The organism is Pseudomonas sp. LBUM1657 (assembly GCF_059716075.1).
In genome coordinates, this window is sequence record NZ_CP166799.1 from 4,901,800 (window position 1) to 4,923,118 (window position 21,319).

A 21,319-nucleotide genomic window follows, 5' to 3' on the forward strand; every position below is an offset into this window, starting at 1 on the left:
CAAAACGGAATTCGGTTTCAGGCCCAAGGCGTGACACCAAAGACTTCGGCATGGAAGCGGCACCTAATAGCCCCTTCCTGATCTGTCCCGAAGTTGGTATGCCCGGCGCTCGCCGGTTGTAGTGCTTCAGGACGGAACGGTGGGCACCGTGATGGTGCCCAAACAAACATAGAGAATGTGGAGACAACCCCCCATGCAAACCGACACAACTCGCGAGAACCCGCAGGGCACCTTGCCGCAGGCCGCTGATTCGACTTCGGATCTGTCCGCCACCGCGCCTGGCCAACTGCGCGTGATCAAGCGTAACGGCACTGTCGTTCCTTACACCGATGACAAGATCACCGTCGCTATCACCAAAGCGTTTCTCGCAGTTGAGGGTGGCACCGCAGCCGCCTCGTCGCGAATCCATGACACCGTTGCCCGCCTGACCGAACAAGTCACCGCGACCTTCAAGCGTCGCATGCCTTCGGGCGGCACTATCCATATCGAAGAAATCCAGGACCAGGTCGAACTGGCCCTGATGCGTGCCGGCGAGCAGAAAGTCGCACGCGACTACGTGATCTATCGCGATGCCCGCTCCAAGGAACGCGCCGTACGCGCACCGGCCGATGAAGCGGTACAGGCTCACCCGTCGATCCGTATCACCCGCGCCGACGGTACCTTTGCGCCGCTGGACATGGGTCGCCTGAACACCATCGTCACCGAAGCGTGCGAAGGCCTGGAAGAAGTCGACGGCGACCTGATCCAGCGCGAAACCCTGAAGAACCTGTACGACGGCGTGGCCCTGACCGACGTCAACACTGCCCTGGTGATGACCGCTCGTACCCTGGTAGAGCGTGAGCCGAACTACTCGTTCGTGACCGCTCGCCTGCTGATGGACACCCTGCGTGCCGAAGGCCTGAGCTTCCTGGAAGTAGCCGAAAGCGCGACCCACCACGAGATGGTCGACCTGTACGCCAAGGCCCTGCCTTCGTACATCGCCAAGGGTATCGAATTCGAATTGCTGAACCCGGTCCTGGCCACCTTCGACCTGGAAAAACTCGGCAAGGCGATCAACCACGAGCGCGACCAGCAGTTCACCTACCTGGGCCTGCAAACCCTGTATGACCGTTACTTCATCCACAAGGACGGTATCCGCTTCGAACTGCCGCAGATCTTCTTCATGCGCGTGGCCATGGGCCTGGCGATCGAAGAGAAGCAGAAAGAAGACCGTGCGATCGAGTTCTACAACCTGTTGTCGTCCTTCGACTACATGTCCTCGACCCCAACCCTGTTCAACGCCGGCACCCTGCGTCCACAGCTGTCGAGCTGCTACCTGACCACCGTGCCGGATGACCTGTCGGGCATCTACCACGCGATCCACGACAACGCCATGTTGTCGAAATTCGCTGGCGGCCTGGGCAACGACTGGACGCCGGTTCGTGCACTGGGTTCGTACATCAAGGGCACCAACGGCAAATCCCAGGGCGTTGTGCCGTTCCTGAAAGTAGTGAACGACACCGCCGTCGCCGTTAACCAGGGTGGCAAGCGCAAAGGCGCTGTCTGTGCCTACCTGGAAACCTGGCACATGGACATCGAAGAGTTCATCGAACTGCGCAAGAACACCGGTGATGATCGTCGTCGTACCCACGACATGAACACTGCCAACTGGATCCCTGACCTGTTCATGAAGCGCGTCTTCGATGACGGCCCGTGGACCCTGTTCTCGCCATCCGAAGTTCCGGACCTGCACGACCTGACCGGCAAGGCCTTCGAAGAGCGTTACGAGTACTACGAAGCCCTGTCCCAGTACCCGGGCAAGATCAAGCTGTTCAAGACCATCCAGGCCAAAGACCTGTGGCGCAAGATGCTGTCCATGCTGTTCGAAACCGGCCACCCTTGGCTGACGTTCAAAGACCCGTGCAACCTGCGCAGCCCGCAGCAGCACGTCGGCGTGGTCCACAGCTCGAACCTGTGCACCGAGATCACCTTGAACACCAACAAGGACGAGATCGCCGTTTGCAACCTGGGCTCGATCAACCTGCCGAACCACATCGTCAACGGCAAGCTGGACACCGCCAAGCTGGAACGCACCGTGAACACCGCCGTTCGCATGCTCGATAACGTTATCGACATCAACTACTACTCGGTGCCACAAGCGAAGAACTCCAACTTCAAGCACCGTCCGGTCGGCCTGGGCATCATGGGCTTCCAGGACGCTTTGTACCTGCAGCACATCCCTTACGGTTCCGACGCTGCCGTCGAGTTCGCCGACAAGTCCATGGAAGCGGTCAGCTACTACGCGATCCAGGCTTCCTGCGACCTGGCCGACGAGCGCGGCGCCTACGAGACGTTCCAGGGTTCGCTGTGGTCCAAGGGCATCCTGCCGCTGGATTCGCAACAGATCCTGATCGAACAGCGCGGCCAGAAGTACATCGACGTTGACCTGAACGAATCCCTGGACTGGGCACCGGTTCGTGCCCGTGTGCAGAAAGGCATTCGTAACTCCAACATCATGGCCATCGCACCGACCGCGACCATCGCCAACATCACCGGCGTATCGCAGTCGATCGAACCGACCTACCAGAACCTCTATGTGAAATCGAACCTATCGGGCGAATTCACCGTGATCAACCCGTACCTGGTTCGCGACCTGAAGGCTCGCGGCCTGTGGGACTCGGTCATGATCAACGACCTGAAGTACTACGACGGTTCCGTGCAGCAGATCGAGCGCATCCCGCAAGAACTCAAAGAGCTCTACGCGACTGCCTTCGAAGTGGACACCAAGTGGATCGTTGACGCGGCCAGCCGTCGTCAGAAGTGGATCGACCAGGCTCAGTCGCTGAACCTGTACATCGCCGGCGCTTCGGGCAAGAAGCTGGACGTGACCTACCGCATGGCTTGGTACCGTGGTCTGAAAACCACTTACTACCTCCGTGCCCTGGCCGCGACCAGCACCGAGAAGTCGACCATCAACACCGGCAAGCTGAACGCTGTTTCCAGCGGCGGCAACCACGGTGAAGATTCGGTCCTGGCGGCTCCGGCCGGTCCTGCTCCAGTGCCGAAGGCTTGCGCCATCGACGAGCCGGATTGCGAAGCCTGCCAATAAGCTGAACCGGTAGGCGCCGCAAGGCACTTACTCGAAACCCCCGATGAGTCTCTGGCTTGTCGGGGGTTTTCTTTTGCCTGGAGGAAAGTGGCGACTGGTCTGACGTCTTCGCGAGCAAGCCCGCTCCCACATTTAATCTGCTGTGAGCCCCCAACCTGTGAACACCGGAGATCCAATGTGGGAGCGGGCTTGCTCGCGAAGACGCCCTGACCGACAACGCAAATCCCAGCCACAAAAAAACCCCTCTTGCGAGGGGCTCCTTGTGCAGCGCTTTCAGCCAACCGTCATCAGGTCATCTGAATGATGGTCTGCATGATGGTGCTCTGGGTGGAGATGGTCTTGGCGTTCGCCTGGTAGTTGCTCTGCGCCTTGATCAGCTCGACCAGTTCGCTGGTCAGGTTGACGTTGGACTCTTCCAGGGCGTTGGAGTGGACTTCACCCAGGGTGCCGGTTTCCGGCGCATCGTAGCCCGGGATACCTGAGGCAAAGGTTTCTTTCCAGCTGGTGCCGCCTACTGGCTGCAAACCTTGTTCGTTGGTGAAGCTGGCGAGCGAGATCTGGCCAATGGCTTTGGTCTGGTTGTTGCTGAAGTTGGCCAGCATCACACCGGTGGTGTCGATGGTCAGGTTAGTAATCTGGCCTGTGGCGTAACCGTTCTGCGCAGGGATCGAACGCGCAGTGTCGGCGTTGTACTGGGTGGTGTTGGCCATGGAGATGGTCACGCCTGCCGGGTTGGCGGCGGCGCCGTTGGCTGTCCACACGCCATTGGTCACGGTGCCCGGAACCCAGCCCGTGATCAACAGATCAGGACTAATGATCGGCGCCGGTACGGCCGGAGTGCTGACCGAAACCAGCTTGCCCGACGTATCGAACGTCATGGTCGAAGCGACTGGAGGGGTTGCAACAGCTTTAGGGTCGCTACCGTCCGGGTTGCGACCATCGATCAAGGTGTAGGTGTCCCAGGTGTTCGGGCCAGTCTTGACCATGTATTGATCCATGGTGTGCTGGTTACCCTGACTGTCGAAAATCGGGGTGCTGAACTGCTTGGTGAAGGTGTCTTTGTTAGTCGGATCGAATTTGTTCGCGACCACAGTCTGGTCGATGACCAAAGCGGTGGAGTTCAGGTTGATCGTCGACGAAACGGTGCTGGTGGATTTCGGCGCCAGGTTCGATGTATCGATGCGCAGGTCGGTCAGAATGCCGTTGATGATTTTGCCATTGGCGTCCACACCGTAGCCTTGCAGACGTGCAGAGCCGTCGGAGCTGGTAACGAAACCGTCCTTGTCGACCTTGAACGTACCGGCACGGGTGTAGGACAGCGAGCCGTTGGTGTTCAGTACGAAGAAACCGGAGCCGTTGATGCCCATGTCCAGCACGTTGCCGGTGTTGCTGATGTCACCCTGAGTGAACTGCTGGGAAACGTTGGACAGACGCACACCGTTGCCGATGGTCTTGCTGCCCGTGCCCAACTTGGTCGCCGAGTAAACGTCTTCGAATTCCGCACGGGACGATTTGAAACCGGTGGTCGCGACGTTGGCGATGTTGTTGCCGGTCACGTCCAGTTGTTTGTTGGCTGCATAGAGACCGCTAAGGCCGATATTGAAAGACATATTCCACTCCTTTGTGCCGTGTTAGCCGGCTCTACATACCAATGGTTTGTACTTTGGACAGGGCGATGCTGCCCAGGCCTGCGAGGTTGAGCATTAACTCACCGCCGGTCTGGCTGATGGTCACGCTGCTGACCGTCGCTGGCAGGTTAGTGATCAACGCGGTCGCCTGACCGTCGTAGGTCGCTGTGGCGGCGAAGGTGTACGTTCCAGCCTTGGCCACTTCGCCGGCATCGTTCTTGCCGTCCCAGATGAAAGTGGCGTCGCCGGCTTTCTGGCTGCCCAGGTCGATGGTGCGAACGGTCTTGCCATCGGCGTCGGTGATCTTGATTTTGACCGGGTCTGCCGACGCGGGTACCACGACCGTCCCGGTGAGGCTCTTGGAGGTATCGACCACGGCTTTGTCGCCCGGCGCGATGACCGAACGCCCCACCAGCGAAGAAGCCTGCAAGGCCTGGGACGAGTTGTAGTTGCTGGCAATGCCGGTCACGGTGTCGTTGAGCGTGGTAATGCCTTCCAGACTACTGAACTGCGCCAACTGGGCGACGAACTCGCCGTTGTCCTGCGGTTCCAGCGGGTTCTGGTTTTTCAGCTGGGTCACCAGCAACTGCAGGAACGCGTCCTTGCCCAGGGCATTTTTGCCGGTGGCGCTGTTGGCTGCCGACGCAATGCCATCGGCACTGGTGTTGGTCTTGATCGAGGAGTTGGCCAGGATGTCTTTGAGGCTCAGGCCACTGGTGGTATCGGTAACACTCATCTGAGTCGCCCCTTATCACTGACCGAGGGTCAGGACCTTCTGCATCATGGTTTTGGCGGTGTTCATCATTTCGGCGTTGGTCTGGAACGAACGGCTCGCGGAAATCATGTCGGCCATTTCTTCCACTACGTTGACGTTCGGGTAGTAGACGTAGCCCTTGGCGTCGGCAGCCGGATGGTTCGGCTCATAGCGTGCATCAAGGTTGCTCTGGTCTTCGACCACGCCCAGCACTTGCACGCCTTGACCGGCCGCGTCCTGGTTCTGGAACAGCGAATCGCTGCCGCCGCTCTGGCCGCCCTGGAACATGGTGGCGAACACCGGATGGCGCGCGCGATAGGTCTGGTCGATGCTCGACGAGACGGTCTCGGCGTTGGCGATGTTACTGGCGACGGTGTTCAGGCGAGTGGTCTGGGCACTCATGCCGCTACCGGCAATGTTGAAAACGCTGGCAAGGGACATGACTTACTCTCCGCGCAGGGCTGATACCAGCCCTTTGAATTTGCTGTTGAGCAGGGTGAAGCTGGCCTGGAAGTTGACCGCGTTTTCCGCGTAACTCGACTGTTCCAGTTGGGCGTCCACGGTGTTCTGGTCGATCGACGGCTGCATCGGCGTGCGATACATCAGCGACTCGTCGCCATTTCCCAGGCCTTCAGCTTCGATGTGACGGCTGTTGGTCTTGTTCAGGGCGAACGTGCCGTTCTTGGTTTTCTCGCTCTGCTCGGCGAGCACTTTCGAGAAGTCCAGATCCCGAGCCTTGTAGTTCGGGGTGTCGGCGTTGGCGATGTTGTTGGCCAGGACTTCGGCACGCTGAGCGCGGAAGCCCAGGGCTTGTTCGTGGATACCGAGCGCTTTATCGAAGCTGATGCTCATGTCGGGAAACCTTCGGGTGACCTGATTTTTCGTACGATGAACATAGCAAGCGTCGTGCCAATATAAAAAAGCCCGTAAACCGGGGCTTTGCGGGCAGTGGCAACGCGGCAATGCCAGAAAAGCGGCAACCGGTTTCCGCCGTCTGCCGCTTTTCTGCCGCTTGTGATGCCGAAAAATCGGCAAAAAAAAACGGGAGCCCCTGAGGACTCCCGTTTTTTGATGCCGCCAACGAATCACTTCGCCTGGTAAATGATCCCCGGGCTGCACTGGACCATCTGGTAATGATCCGGCAAACCGTTCAACGCTTCGGAAGCGCCGAGGAACAGGTAACCACCACGCTTGAGCGTGCCATGGATGCGCAACAGGATGTCTTTCTTCACCTCGGCGGAGAAGTAGATCAGCACGTTGCGGCAGAACACGATGTCGAACTTGCCGAGGCTCGCGTAGCTGTCCAGCAGGTTGAACGAGCGAAACTCCACCCGGCTCTTGATCGGCGCCTTGATTGCCCATCGCCCCGGCCCTTTCGGGTCGAAGTAACGCTGCAGACGCTCGGGCGACAGACCACGGCCGATGGCCAGGCTGTCGTACTCGCCGGTCTTGCAGTTGGTCAGCATGGTGCCGGACAGGTCGGTGGCAACGATCTGCACCCCCATCTTCAACTGGCCCATGTTGACCCGCTCGAACTCATCGATCGACATCGACAGCGAATACGGTTCCTGACCCGACGAGCACGCCGCCGACCAGATGCGCAGACGCTGACCGGGGGCAGCCTTGATCGCTTCGGGCAGCACCTTGTTCTTCAAGACTTCAAACGGATAGGTGTCACGAAACCACAAGGTTTCGTTGGTGGTCATCGCATCCACCACCATTTCGCGCAAACCGCTGCGCGGCTGGGTCTGGATGCGCTGGACCAGCTCACCCAGGGACTTGATGCCCTGCTGTTCCATCAGTTTGTTGAGACGGCTCGAGACCAGGTACTGCTTGTTTTCACCGAGCAAAATGCCACAGGCTTTTTCCAGGAACACCCGGAACTGTTCGAAATCCAAATTACCCGTAGACAAAGATGCCGCCTCTTAAATCGTGTTAACCACCAGGGGCAGAAGGCCCCTAGCTGATATCTGCTGCCTTGATCCGGTCGACTACCCGGGATGCCAGGTCATCAGGACGGAATTTGGCCAGGAAGTCATCGGCACCGACCTTCTTGACCATCGCCTGATTGAACACACCCGACAACGAAGTATGCAGGATGATATGAAGCTTTTGCATGCGCGGGTCGTTGCGGATCTCGGCCGTGAGGGTGTACCCGTCCATTTCCGGCATCTCGATGTCGGAAATCATCATCAGGAACTCTTCCTCCGGCTTCTTGCCTTCGTCGACCAGTTTGCGCAGGTAATCCAGCGCTTGCCGACCGTCGTTCAACGCAACCACTTCGACACCGACCGTTTGCAGGCAACGCGTGACTTGCTTGCGCGCCACCGACGAGTCATCGACCGTCAGCACTCGCAGGGACAGCGCCTTGTGCTGGGTTTCGACATCCACCACGCCGACGGAGATCGCTTCCGGTGTCGGTGCCACCTCGGCCAATACTTTCTCGACGTCGATGATTTCGACTAACTGATTGTCGACCCGAGTCACAGCCGTCAGGTAATGATCGCGTCCCGTGCCCTTGGGTGGCGGATGAATCTCCTCCCAGTTCATGTTGACGATGCGTTCCACCGAGCGCACCAGGAAACCCTGGGTCTTGGTGTTGTACTCCGTGATGATCACGAACGGGTTGTTCTTGTCTTTCAAGGCACCGGAGCCGGTCGCCATTGCCAGATCAAGAATCGGAATGGTCGCCCCCCGGATATTCGCCACACCGCACACAACAGGACTGGACTTGGGCATCAGGGTCAGCTTGGGGCATTGCAGCACCTCCCGAACCTTGAACACGTTGATCCCATACAGCTGCTGGCCGTCGAGACGGAACAACAACAGCTCAAGGCGATTCTGCCCAACCAGTTGCGTGCGCTGGTTTACCGCATCCATTACACCAGCCATGCACAGACTCCTACACCAACGCTTAAGTGTGTTGCGACGCGCATTCATCACGAAACGGCACGGCGCTTGCTTTTTAACTCTTATGAACACAGAACCGACATTTTTCCGACGCCTGACATCAAACTTGCGCAAATTGCTTTGCGTGATGTCGGCCGTTTGCCTGTTCAACGCTGGCAGCCCTGCCCTTGCTGACGCGGTTACCTTGCCTGACATGCTTATCGGCGTCACTCAGGGCTTTCTTGAATTCACCGTAGAAGACTATTTGGCGACCAGTCAAACGGAAGGCCGTTATGAAATCCAGGTCAACCAGCTCGATCCGCGCCTGCGCATGCCGATGTGCGACAAGGAATTGACAGCGACCCTCGAGAGTCCGGCCAAGCCCATGGGCCGGGTCACGGTGAAGGTTCGCTGCGAAGGCACCTCCCCCTGGACCGTGTTCGTACCCGCTCAAGTGCGGCTGTTTCGCGACATCGTGACGACCACCCGGCCGCTGCGCCGCGCCGACATTGTCGAGCCCGAGGACGTGACCCTGCGCGAGCGCGACATCGGCCTGATCAACCAGGGTTACCTGACTTCCGTCGACCAGGCGATCGGGCAGAAACTTACCCGACCAATGGTCGCCGACCAGGTCGTGACCTTGGTGCACATGGAACAGGCAGAAGTAGTCAGCAAGGGTGATCAGGTAGTGATTACCGCCCGCAGTGGTACGCTCAGTGTGCGTATGCCGGGCGAAGCGCTGTCCAATGGCGGGTTGCGCGAACAGATTCGGGTCAAAAACCTTAACTCCCAGCGGGTCATCAAGGCGCAAGTCATTGCGCCGGGCCAGGTGGAAGTGGCTATGTAGAAACCTCTATTGGCGAAAATATGGCGCCCCGCTCGACTGTTCCCTAAACTGTGCCCCATGCAGGGCAAGCGCTGACGCGCGCAAGCTCATTGATAAATGGGCCTAAAGTTTTTCAGGGTATGGCCGAAAACATGGCAAGCGTCCAAATACCCAGAGGTTTTTTATCATGGTCATCGATTTCAGCCGTTTGAACAGCTCCTCGTCACTTACGGGCAGTACACGTACCAGCGTTGCCAAGGAAACCGCCGAAGCCGGCAAATCCGCGCCGCTGAATACCCCGGCCGAACAGGCCAGTACCGTCAAAAGCGGGGAATCGGTACACCTCAGCAATGAGGCTCAGCAGTTGCAGAAGGTCACTGACAAGCTGCGCGATCAGCCTGCCGTCGACAAAGCCCGCGTGGCCGAGTTGAAAGCAGCGATTGCCGATGGCAGCTATAAAGTCGACAGCAACCGTGTAGCCAGCAAACTGCTCAACTTCGAAGCCCAGCGCTAGGCCACCACGGCCTGCGCCAGGCTTTTGGACGCTTAAAACCCAAGGCCAGCCATGCACGACACTAATTTACTGCAACTGATCACCGACGACTTTGCTCCAGCGCAACAACTGCTGGAGTTACTGCAAACCGAATCCCTCGCCTTGCACGGTCGCGACATGCCACTGCTCGAAGAGATTCTGGCGCAGAAACAGGCATTGATCATTCTGCTCGAACAGCATGGCCGCAAGCGCAGTGAAGTCCTCGCCAGCCTCAATCTGCCAACCAATCGCAACGGTCTGGAGCAACTGGCCAGTCATTCGAGCATTGGCGAAGAGTTGCTGGCGCAGAGCGATGTGCTGAATGACCTCCTGGCTCAATGCCAGAACGCCAATATCAATAATGGCCAGTCCATCCTGGCCCAGCAGGCCGCCACGGCCAATCAGCTGAAAATCCTCACCGGCGGAGAACCGCCAGCGCTTTACGATGCCCGCGGGTCAACCTCCAGGCTAGCGAAGCCGCGTCCGCTCAGTCAGGCTTGAACCTGTCCGTGAGCACACTCTTTCAAGACGCGTCACATGCTGGCAGTATGCTGGCTTATTGCAGTCATATTTTGTCTGGAGAAGGATGAACCGTGTTCAATGCCTTAAACGCGGATGATGCTCCGCAACCACCCAAGGTGCTATCCACGCCAATGGAGATTGCTGGCACTCTGCGACAGCTGCAAGAAAGCCATGACCCGCTGATCATTACGTTCCACGAACGGAATCAACGCTTCCAGACCTATCTGGTAGACATCGACCGTGAAGGCAACATGATTGCCCTGGACGAGATGGTGCCCCGCGACGGCGAACGCTATCTGCTGGCAGGCGAGTCGTTTCGGATCGAAGGCTTCCACGACGGCGTGCGCATTGCCTGGGATAGTAACGGGCCCCTGACCATCGACGAGTCGGGCGACGCCCGCTGCTATCATGGAACGTTGCCCGACGAGGTGGTTTACCACCAGCGCCGCAATGCCTTCCGCGCAGCGTTGAAGCTGGCGCAATTGGTCAATGTCGAACTGGGGGGTGAAAAACTCAAGTTCCCGATCAATGGCAAATTGCTGGACATTTCCGCCACCGGTTGCAAATTGCGCTTTGAAGGCGACATCACAGGCAGCCTGCAGCTGGGCCAGGTCTACGACCGCTTCGTCGCCGCCCTGCCCTTCGGCAACATGACGGCACCGGTCGAACTGCGTTACCTGCATTTCGAAGAAAGAATCTCCACCACCTTTGCCGGTATTCGCTTCCATAACATGAGCGGGCAGGTACAGCGCCAGGTCGAGCGATTTGTCTATCAGCTTCAGCGCGAAGCGCGGCGCTTCGACAAAGACGACATGTAATACGATGCGTCAATAAAAAACGGGCAGTCCCTTGCGGTGACTGCCCGTTTTTTTATGCGTTGGTTTTAAGGCCTGGCCTCGGTAAAACTTTGCTCGCGCCCCGAATCAGGATCATCGGGAGGCGTGTCGGTATCGGTGTCGGCCTCAGGTTCCGGTTCAGGGTCCGGCTCTGGGTTGACCGGGTTGTGCATCTGCTCCTGCACCACTTGCTCATCGACCCGCGGATCAAGGCAAGCCACCAGCGGCGAACTCGACATGCTGTCCGGCATGGCGACGTGATGCAGCGGAGCATCGTCCACCTGATGCAGGTTGGTGACCGCTTTCGGTCGAATCCGCCACACCAGCACCAACGCGAAGAAACTGAAGAAGGCGTAAAGCATCTGACTGCCAAACAGCTTCATCAGTACCCCGGCCACCAACGGCCCAATACTGGCGCCAACGCCGTAGGTCACCAGCAACATGGCTGTCAGTGACACCCGGCGATCGCCCTCGACGTGGTCGTTGGAAAACGCCACCGCCAGCGGGTACAGGCAAAACTGCACCAACGAGCAAAGGAACCCGGCGACGAACAGCACCTCCAGCGGCACTTGCTTGATGATCGCCAGTGGCAATGCAGCCAGCGCCAGGCTGAATGCAAAACAGCGGATCAACAGCGCCCGGTCATAACGATCGGACAGCCAACCCAGCGGCCACTGCACCACCAGGCCGGCGAAAATGCAGCTACCCATGAACAGACCGACTTGCTCCGTGGACAAGCCTTGCTGCGAGGCATACAGCGGCGCCAGACCGTAGAACGAACCGACGATCAGCCCCGCCCCCAGCACCGTGCTCAACGATTGCGGCACGCGCTTGATAAAGAACCTCGGCTCCATCGGCGCGGGGTGCAACGCCGCCGGGTGAATCCGTTGAGTCAGGGCCACCGGCACCAGACACAGCGCAAAGCACAGGGCGACCAACATCAACAGTTCCAGGCCCAGCGCCGGGTGCATGACCAGAATCAGCTGACCCAACACCAGCCCCAGGTAGGAGGCGATCATGTAGCCGCTGAAAACGATGCCCCGTTGCTTGGCTTCCGCCTGCTCGTTGAGCCAGCTTTCGATGACCATGTACTGGCACATCATGCCAAGGCCGACGATGACCCGCAGGAACAGCCAGGCGGGCAGCCAGTCCACCAGCCCATGGCCGAGCACCGCCGCGCCGACAATCCCGGCGCAGGCCGAATAGGCTCGAATATGCCCAACCCGGGCAATCAGCCGATGGCCGATCTTGCCACCCAGCACCAGGCCGAAATAGTTGGCCGCCATCAACGCACCCACCCACAGGCTGTCGACATTGTCGGCGGCCAGGCGCAGGCCCAGGTAAGTACTCAGCAAGCCGGAGCCGATCAACATCATCAGCGAGGCGAAATAAAGCGCTCGAAAGGGTTTCCAGATTTGGCGCATCGGCGTTCCGAGCGGCTCCTTGCAGTGAGAAACGGGCTATCCGAAAAGATAGCCCGATGTCGACGGTTCGTCAGGCCTGGGCTGCTAGAACACGCCGCTCCCAGGGAGTAATTTCATCAAAGAAGCTGGTCAACTCCATGGTCTTCGAAGCGACGTAGCCTTCGATGAATTCCTTGCCGAACAGTTCCTTCGCCAATTGGCTACGTTTCAGACGCTCAAGAGCGGCATGCAAGGTACACGGCAATGAAAGTTTATCCGGCACGTCGAACTCACCCTGGATCGGCTCGCTCGGCTCCAGTTTGTGTTCAATGCCATACAACCCGGCCGCCAGGCTCGCGGCGATCGCCAGATACGGGTTGGCATCGGCTCCCGGCAAACGGTTCTCGACCCGACGAGCGACCGGCGAACTGGCCGGAATGCGCAAACCGGCCGCACGGTTGTCGTGGGACCAGCAGGCATTATTCGGCGATGCGAAGGGATGGCACAAGCGCTGATAGGAGTTCACGTTCGGCGCGAACAGCGCGGTGAAGTCCGCCATGCCGGCCTGTTGACCACCAATGAAATGACGGAAGATCGCGGTCGGCTCACCGGCCTTGTCGCTGAACACGTTACGCCCGCTGCCGATCTCGACGAGGCTCTGGTGAATATGCATCGAACTGCCCGGCGTATGCGCCAGTGGCTTGGCCATGCACACCACGGTCAGCCCGTGTTTGAGCGCGACTTCTTTAAGCAGGTGCTTGAACAGGAACGTCTGGTCGGCCAGCAGCAGCGGATCGCCATGCAGCAGGTTGATCTCGAACTGGCTGACGCCCATCTCGTGCATGAAGGTATCGCGCGGCAAACCCAGGGCCGCCATGCATTCGTAGACTTCACTGAAAAACGGCCGCAGACCGTTATTGGAACTGACGCTGAACGCCGAATGACCGTCCTCGCGACGCCCGTCCAGGCCCACCGGCGGCTGGAAGGGTTGAGTCGGGTCGGAGTTCGGCGCGAAGACAAAGAACTCCAGCTCGGTCGCCACCACGGGTGCCAGGCCCTGGGCCGCATAACGCGCGATGACGGCTTTGAGCTGGCCACGGGTCGACAGGCTTGAGCTTTCACCGGTCAGCTCATCGGCATCGCAAATGGCGAAGGCTCGTGGCTGCTTGCTCCAGGGCAAGCGGTGGATCTGCGCAGGATCGGGAATCAATGCCAGATCGCCATCGTCACTGCCGTAAAAGCGTGCTGGCGGATATCCGCCCATGATGCATTGCAACAGCACGCCCCGCGCCATCTGCAAGCGCCGCCCTTCGAGAAAACCCTCGGAGGTCATGACCTTGCCACGGGGTACGCCATTCAAGTCCGGCGTGACACATTCAATCTCATCAATGCCCGTCAATCGCTGCGCGAGTGAACGATGGCCATCGGTTGTCATGACGCAATCCTTGTTGTTGTGCGAGCCGCGAACGGCGACCCGTACAAAATAGGCTCCGCCTGTTCGGAATATCAAGCAGCGGCCAACAAAAAGAACGTCAGGGCAGGTAAAGGCTGAACACGCCGCCGCCTAATGGGCCGCCATTGCTGATTTCGGTGCGGCCACCCACACCATTGCGTTGATGCAGCGCGGCGATGCGTCCGGCAAAGTACAGGCCCAGCCCGGTGCTGCCACTGCTGTGATTGATGCCCTGCACGTAATCGGCCTGACGCTCGATCATCTCGGGCGGGTAACCCTCGCCATCGTCGTTGATGGTCAGCACCAGTTGCCCGGCATCATCGCTGACACTGATCAACACTGCGTGGCGGGCGTAGCGAATGGCGTTGTTGATGCTGTTGGCCAGCACCGAAGCAATCAGCTCCCGGTCGAAGAAACCCAAGGGGCTCAGCGGGTCCACTTCATAGCTCGCCATGATGCCGCGGCTGGCGAACACGTCCTGGTGGCAGGCCAGTTGCGCTTCGATGAAATCATCCAATTCATGGTAGGCCGGCTGCAACGGCATCTGATTGACGCCGAGTTTGTACAACCCCAGCAACTGCACCAGCATGCCGTTGAGGTGGGCGAACTCGAAGTCGATCAAACCCTGCTCCGGGGTCTGCCGCGCAGGGTCGGGCAAACGCGCCAACCATTGACTGTGGGCCTGCATCAGCATGGCCAGGGAGTTCTTCATGTCGTGCACGGTGGAAGCAATAACCGTGGAAAAATCCAGTGCCGGGTTGTCTTGGCTCATCCGCCGAATGCCTTGATTTTCAGTTTTTGATAACGCGCGTATCGCGCGTCTGTGTCGGGCATCAGACCGACCATTTTCAGGCAAGCCCGACATTCCTCCAGTTCCGCCGACGGCACACTGGTATCGGTGCCGTGCAGCAGCGACTGCGCCAGGTTCAGGGCGATACTGATGTTCTTCGCTTGCAGCGCCAGGGCTTTGCGGAACACATCCCGGGCTTCCACCAGGTTGCCGGTCTTGTACACCCGCACACCTTGACGGTTGAGGTCAGCCGCCGCGTTGCTGGAATTGAGGATCGTCGGGTCATCAGTCAGCTTGGCGATGCCCTGCATGACCACCGGGTCGTCGCCGTAGATTTCCGCGCAATTTTTCAGCATCGAGGCACCAGCGCCGGCCTGCCCGAGCATCTGCAGTTGCTTGGCCACCAGCAGCGCCGCTTCGGCGCTCATGAACTGCTCCATGCCATCGAGGCGCATCATCGCTTGCTCGGTGAGCTTCTCGGCGGTTTCGGCATCGTTGAGCAACAGACTGGTGGCCTTCATCAGCCGCGCGCGAATCTGCAAGCCTGGATCGGTCGGGTTCTCCTTGGCTACCGCACTCAGTGTCGTGTTGATTTCCAGTCGAGTCCGGGTATCCAGCCCCTTCTCACTGCCTTTACTGATCAAGGCGTGGGCCAGGCCGAGGTTGCTTTCAGCGTCCTTGAAACGTGACTGGGCACCTTGGGTCACCGCCTGCCGATAGGCTTTGGAGGCGGTGTCAAAATCTTCGTTGGCCATCGCCAACTTACCCAGCAGCGCTTGCCGGCGCACGGCCAATGGCGACAAGCGAATCGCCTCTTCCAATATATTCTGCGCCGCCTTGGTGTCCCCTTCGGCCACCAGCACATCAGCCATGCCGTCGTAGAGTGCCGGCATCAACGGGAACACTTTCAGGGCTTTTTCGTAGACGCCTTTGGCCTGAGCGACCTGGCCACGCTTGAACAGCAACTTGCCCAGCCCGGAAAACGCCCACGGCAACGGTCGATCGGCAATGATGCTGTCGTAGAGTCGCTCCAGCGCCTCGTTCTGATTGAGGTCGCGCAGGGCATCGGCGCGGTAGCGCAGGCACAACGGCGAGTAGCGGATGTCTTGCTTGCACAGGGCGATGCAGGCATTGAGCACTTCAACCGGTTTGCCCCGGTCGAGGGCCTGCAGGATCGGCTTGAGCAAGGTCTTGCGCTGCTCCAGCCGCTCCAGGCGCTGGGCCAGGCCGGAACGGTTGAAGGGTTTGGTCAGGTACGCATCGGGCTCGTGCTCCAGGGCGCTGAGCACCATGGCCTGGCTCGTCTCGGCGGTGACCATGACAAACACCGCCTCATGGCTGATCAGCTTCTCGATCATCAAGTCTTCGAGCACCTGCTGACCGTTCTTCTTGCCATCGCCCAGGTGGAAATCCTGCAGGATGAAATCGTAGGCCTTCTGCGAACACATGCGCAGCGCCTGTTCACCGGTGTCAGCGGTATCGACGTCCTTGACGCCCAACTCGCGCAGCATGGACCGGACGGAACTGCGGAAATCCGAGAAATCATCGACGATCAGAAAACGCTTTTGGTGATACGACAGCATCGAGGATTTCCAGGCAATTTAAGAAGACCGTTCGGGTTATCGGCCAGTAGTGACGTTCCCTTGAAGGCATGGGAGCGCAAATGTGCATCTGGCGGTCAAAGAAATCATGGACCCCTTGGCAGCGAGCTAAATATTTGAAGGCGTTATTGAAAAACGGGATTATCCTGATCCATTGCAGGTACACACCAACCGGTTAACTCAAGGCGCCGAGCCCTCCGTTCGTCGCCAAAGGCAGTAGTTATGACCACCCTACCCCCGCACTCGACCATTGCTCCCACGCGAAAGACCCAGAGCCCCAGTACCCTGGACTTTCCGGTGGTCGGCATCGGCGCGTCGGCGGGAGGGTTGCAAGCCATCAAGCTGTTCTTTGAAAACATGCCCCAGGACAACGGCATGGCGTTTGTGATCATTCTTCATCTGTCGCCGGATCACGAAAGCATCGCAGACAAGATCATCCAGGAATCGACCAAGATGCCGGTCCTGCAGGTCACCGAAACGGTGCCCATCGAGAAAAACCGGGTGTACGTGATTTCACCGGCGCAACAGCTGACGATGAATGACGGTTTTCTTGAAGTCAGCAATTCCGACCCGCATCAGGGTCGCCATGCCTCCATCGATCTGTTCTTCCGCAACCTGGCCGACGTGCACCGCGAGCGCGCCTTCTGCCTGGTGCTGTCGGGCACTGGCTCGGACGGTGCGGTCGGTTTGTCTCGGATAAAGGAACAGGGTGGCATCACCCTGGCCCAGGCACCGGAGGACGCCGAGTTTGACGGCATGCCGAGCGCGGCCATCGAAACCCGCATGGTCGATCTGGTGTTACCGGTCGTAGAAATGCCGCAAAAGCTGCTGGAACTGTGGCGCAACTCCCAGGAAATCAGCTTGCCCACCGCCAACGATCCGGAACTGCAAACCATTGCCGCGGTGTCCGAGCGCGAAGCGGTATTTGCCGAGCAACTGCTGCACGACGTCCTGATCCTGTTGCGCACGGGTACCGGCCATGACTTCAAACACTACAAACGCGCCACCGTATTGCGCCGGATCGAACGCCGGATGCAGGTCACGGCCCAGCCGGATCTGCGCGCCTACTACCAGTATCTGCAAAGCAACCCCGAAGAAACCAAGGCGCTGCTGGGGGACATGCTGATCGGTGTGACCAACTTCTTCCGCGACCGCGAAGCCTTCGAAGCCCTGGAACGGGACGTCATTCCGCAACTGGTCAGTGCCGCCGTGTCGGCCTATCCAGAAAAAGAAGAAATCCGCGTCTGGTCTGCCGGCTGCTCCACGGGCGAAGAAGCCTACAGCCTGGCGATGCTGCTCAACGACCAACTGCAACTGGACGCCAGCATGGCGTCGATGCAACTGTTCGCCACCGATATCGACGAGCGCGCCATCAGCGTCGGCCGGTCCGGTTTGTATCCGCAAGCGATCATCACCGACGTACCGCCAACGCGACTGCGGCACTACTTCATCAAGGAAGACGATCACTATCGGATTCGCAAGGAAATCCGCGACAAGGTGCTGTTCGCCAAACACAGCCTGTTGTCCGACCCGCCCTTCTCGCAAATTGACCTGATTGTTTGCCGCAACCTGCTGATCTATCTGGATCGCGAAGTGCAGCGCGAAATCCTGCAGATGTTCCACTTCGCCCTGCGCCCTGGCGGCTTCCTGTTTCTTGGCTCTTCCGAGAGCGCGGATGCCTGCCACGAACTGTTCGCTCCAGTGGATAAGCGCCACCGGATATTCCGCGCCAAGACCGGCACCACCACCAGCCGGCGTACGCCGACCATGCCGCGCGGCGGTTATGTGCGCAGCAATGTTTCGCGCGAGGCCCCGCAAAACAGCGTGCAGCGCAAACTGTCATTTGCCGACATCCATCAACGCGCCCTCGAACAGTCTGCACCACCCAGCGTGATTGTCGATGCCAACGCCGACATCCTGCACATGAGTGAAAGTGCCGGGCGTTTCCTGCGGCATGTCGGCGGTGAATTGTCGCGCAACCTGCTGACGCTGATTCTTCCGCAATTGCGCCTGGAAATTCGCACGACACTGTTCCAGGTCCAGCAGATCGGGTCGTCGGTCAAGTCTCGCGAAGTACCGATCAAACGCGGAGAGCGACGCTACCTGATTGATCTGGTGGCCCATCCTTACAAGGATGAAGAGTCGGATGGCGAATACGTACTGGTGATTTTCGAGGAGGTTGAGGTCGACCCTTCAGAGCAGGCGGCCACCACCGTGCTACAGACCGAAAACCAGGTGCTGTCCAACCTGGAGCGCGAACTGCAACGCACCAAGCTGCACTTGCAGGACACCATCGAACAATCGGAAGTCTCCAGCGAAGAGCTCAAGGCTTCCAACGAAGAAATGCAGGCGATCAACGAAGAACTGCGCTCGGCCACCGAAGAACTGGAAACCAGCAAGGAAGAACTGCAGTCGATCAACGAAGAGTTGCTGACGGTCAACTTCGAGTTGAAATCCAAGGTCGAAGAAACCGACAAGATCAATGACTACCTGACCAACCTAATCGCCTCCACCGACATCGCCACGGTGTTTGTCGACCGCAGCATGCGCATCAAGTGGTTCACCCCACGCGCCACCGACATCTTCAGCATGTTGCCCGTGGATACCGGCCGCTCCTTGCTCGACATCACCCATCGCCTGGATTACGACAACCTGGCGGGTGACGCGGCGCTGGTGTTCGAATCGCTGAACATGATCGAGCGCGAAGTCAGCAGCACCGACAACCGCTGGTACATCGCCCGCCTACTGCCCTATCGCTCCAGCGAAGACCACATCGACGGCACCGTGCTGACGTTCATCGACATCACCAAACGTCGTGCGGCCGAAGAAGAACTGCGCCTGGGCGAAGAACGCATGCGCCTGGTGGCGGAAAGCACCCGCGACTACGCGATCATCACGCTCGATGAACTGGGCGTGATCACCAGCTGGAACAAAGGTGCCGAGTTGATCTTCGGCTACAGCAAGGCCCAGGCCGAAAGTGCTTATTACGACTTCATTTTCTCGCCTGAGGATCGTGCCAGCGGTGTGCCTGAAAACGAACTGCTGGCAGCACGCACCCATGGCCGCGCCGAAGATGAGCGCTGGCATCTGCGCAAGGACGGCAGCCGCTTCTTTTGCAGCGGCGAAGTGACCTTGCTCCGTGGCGACAATCTTCAAGGCTACGTGAAAATCGCCCGGGACCTGACCGGCCATAAACGCCAGCATGAAGAGCAGAGCCTGCAACTGGCCGAGACCCGCAATACCAATTACCTCAAGGATGAGTTCTTCGCGGTCATGTCCCACGAACTCAAGCATCCGCTGAACCTGATCCAGCTCAATGCGGAACTGCTGCGGCGCCTGCCCATGACCAAATCCGCAGCGCCGGCAGCCAAGGCTGTCAACACGATCTGCGACGCCGTCAACAGTCAGGCTCGCATCATCGATGACCTGCTGGATGTCGCGCGAATCCGCACCGGCAAGCTCAAGCTGAAACCGGTCGCCGTGGATCTGATCGGCGTGATGCGCGATATCCACACCGTCGTACTCAGCGATCAACACGACGTGACGGTTGAATTGCTGGTGCCTGGCGACACGCTGATGATCTATGCCGACCCGACGCGCCTTGAGCAAATCATCTGGAACCTGGTCAATAACGCACTGAAATTCACGCCACCCAAGGGCCGCGTGCAACTGATCATCAGCCAGGCCGGAAACATGGCGAGGCTGGACATCAAAGACAACGGTGCCGGCATCGCGCCCGAGAACCTCGAGCATGTGTTCGACCTGTTTGGCCAGGCTGAAAAACAGCACGCCACTCACAACCGTGAAGGTCTGGGAATTGGCTTGTCACTGGTGCGCCAGTTGACCGAGGCGCAACGGGGCACGGTCGAGGTGAGTTCTGCCGGGGTGGGAACGGGCTGTACGTTCACGGTGTATTTGCCACTGGCCAAAACCAAGGGCGAGGTTCAATCCGCGGGTCAGATCGACGAAGCCTCTGGAAGATTGAGCGGCTTGACAATCCTGCTGGTCGACGACTCCGCCGACGTGCTGGAAACCTTGAAAATGCTGCTGGAGATGGAGGACGCGCACGTGGTGGCGTTCGACCGTCCGGTGGCTGCCTTGGATGCCGCAAAAAGCACGCGGTTCGACCTGATCATTTCGGACCTGGGCATGCCGGTCATGAACGGTCACGAGTTGATGAGCGCATTGCGTCAGCTACCGCACGTCAAAGATGTCCCGGCCATCGCGCTGACCGGTTATGGCGCCCATAGCGACATTCAAAAATCGCGGCAATCAGGCTTTGATCAGCATATTGGAAAGCCGGTTTCCTACGATGATTTGATCGAGACCATCGAGGCCCTACGGCGCACGCAGAGCTGAGACAGCGTCAGCACAGATAGGCACGTTGCACGCTGGCTCGCCGATCAATTGCCTGCCTCAGACGATCCTTGTGGTCTGTCCAGGCCTTGGGATCGACTTTGGTTGAGCGCATCAGAGCGAGCATGGCCGCCTTGGCGGCCTGGTACTCCGCCCAAGCGTCTTCAGTCCTGAGTTTCAACGACTCGCGCTCAGTCATTTCCATCCGTCGCAGCGCCAGCACCGACTCATCGGTGATGACCGTACTCAAGGTCAATTGCACCCGATGTGGCGCAACGAACGTCTGACTATCCGCCACAACCTCCCTCGCCCTCTGAGCTCCCCACTTCAACGCCATGCAGTAATGCTCACCGACATGCCGGTCATGAAACTCCTCGCAAATCGCCCAGCCATCCGTCCCGTAAACACCCACAAATACCTGGGTAACGCCCTCCTGACTGACACGCGTCTGAACGTCGATCTGTACACCATTACTCAGCACTTCATCGTGGATGTGAAGAGGCAGCCGTGTGTTGGTCCATAACCAGAATTTTGCGCCTCGGCGTCGCATCGACTTCGCTCCATGAGATGTCCGTGGAGTAAGGCACAGCTATGACAGAGTTTCCAATGTAGATCGTCGGGTGACCGGCAACAAAAATGTA

The 21,319-nt window shown here is 58.9% G+C and carries 17 protein-coding genes; 6 read left to right on the forward strand and 11 right to left on the reverse strand.

Features of this window, described 5'->3' with window-relative positions:
* The first annotated feature begins 193 nt into the window (after nucleotides 1-193).
* Nucleotides 194-3,088, forward strand: a complete 2,895-nt coding sequence (locus ACA055_RS22605; protein ID WP_497680663.1) for a ribonucleoside-diphosphate reductase subunit alpha — start codon at nucleotides 194-196, stop codon at nucleotides 3,086-3,088.
* Between the two features lie 287 nt (nucleotides 3,089-3,375).
* Here the strand turns inward: ACA055_RS22605 and flgE are convergent, their stop codons facing one another.
* The 6 genes from flgE to ACA055_RS22635 form a co-directional block, all read right to left on the reverse strand.
* Nucleotides 3,376-4,698: a flagellar hook protein FlgE gene (gene flgE, locus ACA055_RS22610; protein WP_497680664.1), complete on the reverse strand. Its 1,323-nt coding sequence runs from the start codon at nucleotides 4,696-4,698 to the stop codon at nucleotides 3,376-3,378.
* Nucleotides 4,699-4,729: 31 nt separating this feature from the next.
* A complete protein-coding gene (gene flgD / locus ACA055_RS22615) occupies nucleotides 4,730-5,452 on the reverse strand; it encodes a flagellar hook assembly protein FlgD (protein ID WP_497680665.1) in 723 nt (240 codons plus the stop codon).
* Nucleotides 5,453-5,467: 15 nt separating this feature from the next.
* On the reverse strand, nucleotides 5,468-5,911 hold the full coding sequence (flgC, locus tag ACA055_RS22620; protein WP_074879168.1) for a flagellar basal body rod protein FlgC: 444 nt from the start codon (nucleotides 5,909-5,911) through the stop codon (nucleotides 5,468-5,470).
* A 3-nt stretch (nucleotides 5,912-5,914) separates the two neighbouring features.
* Entirely contained in the window at nucleotides 5,915-6,322 is a 408-nt protein-coding gene (flgB, locus tag ACA055_RS22625) for a flagellar basal body rod protein FlgB (protein WP_497680666.1), read from the reverse strand.
* Nucleotides 6,323-6,555: 233 nt separating this feature from the next.
* Nucleotides 6,556-7,383 (reverse strand): protein-glutamate O-methyltransferase CheR, encoded by an 828-nt coding sequence (cheR, locus tag ACA055_RS22630; RefSeq protein WP_497680667.1) that lies wholly within the window; start codon nucleotides 7,381-7,383, stop codon nucleotides 6,556-6,558.
* Nucleotides 7,384-7,429: 46 nt separating this feature from the next.
* Entirely contained in the window at nucleotides 7,430-8,362 is a 933-nt protein-coding gene (locus ACA055_RS22635) for a chemotaxis protein CheV (RefSeq protein ID WP_123368751.1), read from the reverse strand.
* Between the two features lie 82 nt (nucleotides 8,363-8,444).
* On the opposite strand from ACA055_RS22635, the gene flgA reads away from it, so the two are divergent.
* The 4 genes from flgA to ACA055_RS22655 all read left to right on the forward strand — a co-directional run bounded on the left by flgA (nucleotide 8,445) and on the right by ACA055_RS22655 (nucleotide 11,057).
* A complete protein-coding gene (flgA, locus tag ACA055_RS22640; RefSeq protein ID WP_497680668.1) occupies nucleotides 8,445-9,206 on the forward strand; it encodes a flagellar basal body P-ring formation chaperone FlgA in 762 nt (253 codons plus the stop codon).
* Nucleotides 9,207-9,372: 166 nt separating this feature from the next.
* Nucleotides 9,373-9,699: a flagellar biosynthesis anti-sigma factor FlgM gene (flgM, locus tag ACA055_RS22645; protein ID WP_497680669.1), complete on the forward strand. Its 327-nt coding sequence runs from the start codon at nucleotides 9,373-9,375 to the stop codon at nucleotides 9,697-9,699.
* Between the two features lie 51 nt (nucleotides 9,700-9,750).
* Nucleotides 9,751-10,218, forward strand: coding sequence for a flagella synthesis protein FlgN (locus tag ACA055_RS22650; RefSeq protein WP_497680670.1), 468 nt, complete (start codon nucleotides 9,751-9,753; stop codon nucleotides 10,216-10,218).
* Nucleotides 10,219-10,310: 92 nt separating this feature from the next.
* Complete coding sequence (locus ACA055_RS22655; RefSeq protein WP_497680671.1) at nucleotides 10,311-11,057, forward strand: flagellar brake protein; 747 nt, start codon at nucleotides 10,311-10,313, stop codon at nucleotides 11,055-11,057.
* Nucleotides 11,058-11,122: 65 nt separating this feature from the next.
* Here the strand turns inward: ACA055_RS22655 and ACA055_RS22660 are convergent, their stop codons facing one another.
* The 4 genes from ACA055_RS22660 to ACA055_RS22675 form a co-directional block, all read right to left on the reverse strand.
* Nucleotides 11,123-12,499 (reverse strand): MFS transporter, encoded by a 1,377-nt coding sequence (locus tag ACA055_RS22660; protein ID WP_497680672.1) that lies wholly within the window; start codon nucleotides 12,497-12,499, stop codon nucleotides 11,123-11,125.
* A 70-nt stretch (nucleotides 12,500-12,569) separates the two neighbouring features.
* Entirely contained in the window at nucleotides 12,570-13,811 is a 1,242-nt protein-coding gene (locus tag ACA055_RS22665) for a glutamine synthetase family protein (protein ID WP_497684468.1), read from the reverse strand.
* A gap of 199 nt (nucleotides 13,812-14,010) precedes the next feature.
* Nucleotides 14,011-14,703: a sensor histidine kinase gene (locus tag ACA055_RS22670; RefSeq protein WP_497680673.1), complete on the reverse strand. Its 693-nt coding sequence runs from the start codon at nucleotides 14,701-14,703 to the stop codon at nucleotides 14,011-14,013.
* On the reverse strand, nucleotides 14,700-16,304 hold the full coding sequence (locus ACA055_RS22675; RefSeq protein WP_497680674.1) for a response regulator: 1,605 nt from the start codon (nucleotides 16,302-16,304) through the stop codon (nucleotides 14,700-14,702). Before ACA055_RS22675 ends, ACA055_RS22670 begins: the two co-directional genes overlap by 4 nt.
* 240 nt (nucleotides 16,305-16,544) lie before the next feature.
* Here ACA055_RS22675 and ACA055_RS22680 point away from each other — a divergent pair, with 240 nt between their 5' ends.
* Nucleotides 16,545-20,681 (forward strand): CheR family methyltransferase, encoded by a 4,137-nt coding sequence (locus ACA055_RS22680; protein WP_497680675.1) that lies wholly within the window; start codon nucleotides 16,545-16,547, stop codon nucleotides 20,679-20,681.
* Nucleotides 20,682-20,688: 7 nt separating this feature from the next.
* Here the strand turns inward: ACA055_RS22680 and ACA055_RS22685 are convergent, their stop codons facing one another.
* Nucleotides 20,689-21,228, reverse strand: coding sequence for a hypothetical protein (locus tag ACA055_RS22685; RefSeq protein ID WP_497680676.1), 540 nt, complete (start codon nucleotides 21,226-21,228; stop codon nucleotides 20,689-20,691).
* Nucleotides 21,229-21,319: the final 91 nt, after the last annotated feature.

What these genes read in the sequence shown, in the direction of transcription:
- flgC (WP_074879168.1), bottom strand. Translation starts at nt 5,911, where the DNA reads ATGTCCCTTGCCAGCGTTTTCAACATTGCCGGTAGCGGCATGAGTGCC.
- ACA055_RS22635 (WP_123368751.1), bottom strand. Translation starts at nt 8,362, where the DNA reads ATGGCTGGTGTAATGGATGCGGTAAACCAGCGCACGCAACTGGTTGGG.
- ACA055_RS22650 (WP_497680670.1), top strand. Translation starts at nt 9,751, where the DNA reads ATGCACGACACTAATTTACTGCAACTGATCACCGACGACTTTGCTCCA.
- ACA055_RS22675 (WP_497680674.1), bottom strand. Translation starts at nt 16,304, where the DNA reads ATGCTGTCGTATCACCAAAAGCGTTTTCTGATCGTCGATGATTTCTCG.
- ACA055_RS22685 (WP_497680676.1), bottom strand. Translation starts at nt 21,228, where the DNA reads ATGCGACGCCGAGGCGCAAAATTCTGGTTATGGACCAACACACGGCTG.
- ACA055_RS22665 (WP_497684468.1), bottom strand. Translation starts at nt 13,811, where the DNA reads ATGACCTCCGAGGGTTTTCTCGAAGGGCGGCGCTTGCAGATGGCGCGG.
- ACA055_RS22680 (WP_497680675.1), top strand. Translation starts at nt 16,545, where the DNA reads ATGACCACCCTACCCCCGCACTCGACCATTGCTCCCACGCGAAAGACC.
- flgM (WP_497680669.1), top strand. Translation starts at nt 9,373, where the DNA reads ATGGTCATCGATTTCAGCCGTTTGAACAGCTCCTCGTCACTTACGGGC.
- flgA (WP_497680668.1), top strand. Translation starts at nt 8,445, where the DNA reads ATGAACACAGAACCGACATTTTTCCGACGCCTGACATCAAACTTGCGC.
- ACA055_RS22670 (WP_497680673.1), bottom strand. Translation starts at nt 14,703, where the DNA reads ATGAGCCAAGACAACCCGGCACTGGATTTTTCCACGGTTATTGCTTCC.
- flgB (WP_497680666.1), bottom strand. Translation starts at nt 6,322, where the DNA reads ATGAGCATCAGCTTCGATAAAGCGCTCGGTATCCACGAACAAGCCCTG.
- flgD (WP_497680665.1), bottom strand. Translation starts at nt 5,452, where the DNA reads ATGAGTGTTACCGATACCACCAGTGGCCTGAGCCTCAAAGACATCCTG.
- ACA055_RS22605 (WP_497680663.1), top strand. Translation starts at nt 194, where the DNA reads ATGCAAACCGACACAACTCGCGAGAACCCGCAGGGCACCTTGCCGCAG.
- flgE (WP_497680664.1), bottom strand. Translation starts at nt 4,698, where the DNA reads ATGTCTTTCAATATCGGCCTTAGCGGTCTCTATGCAGCCAACAAACAA.
- ACA055_RS22660 (WP_497680672.1), bottom strand. Translation starts at nt 12,499, where the DNA reads ATGCGCCAAATCTGGAAACCCTTTCGAGCGCTTTATTTCGCCTCGCTG.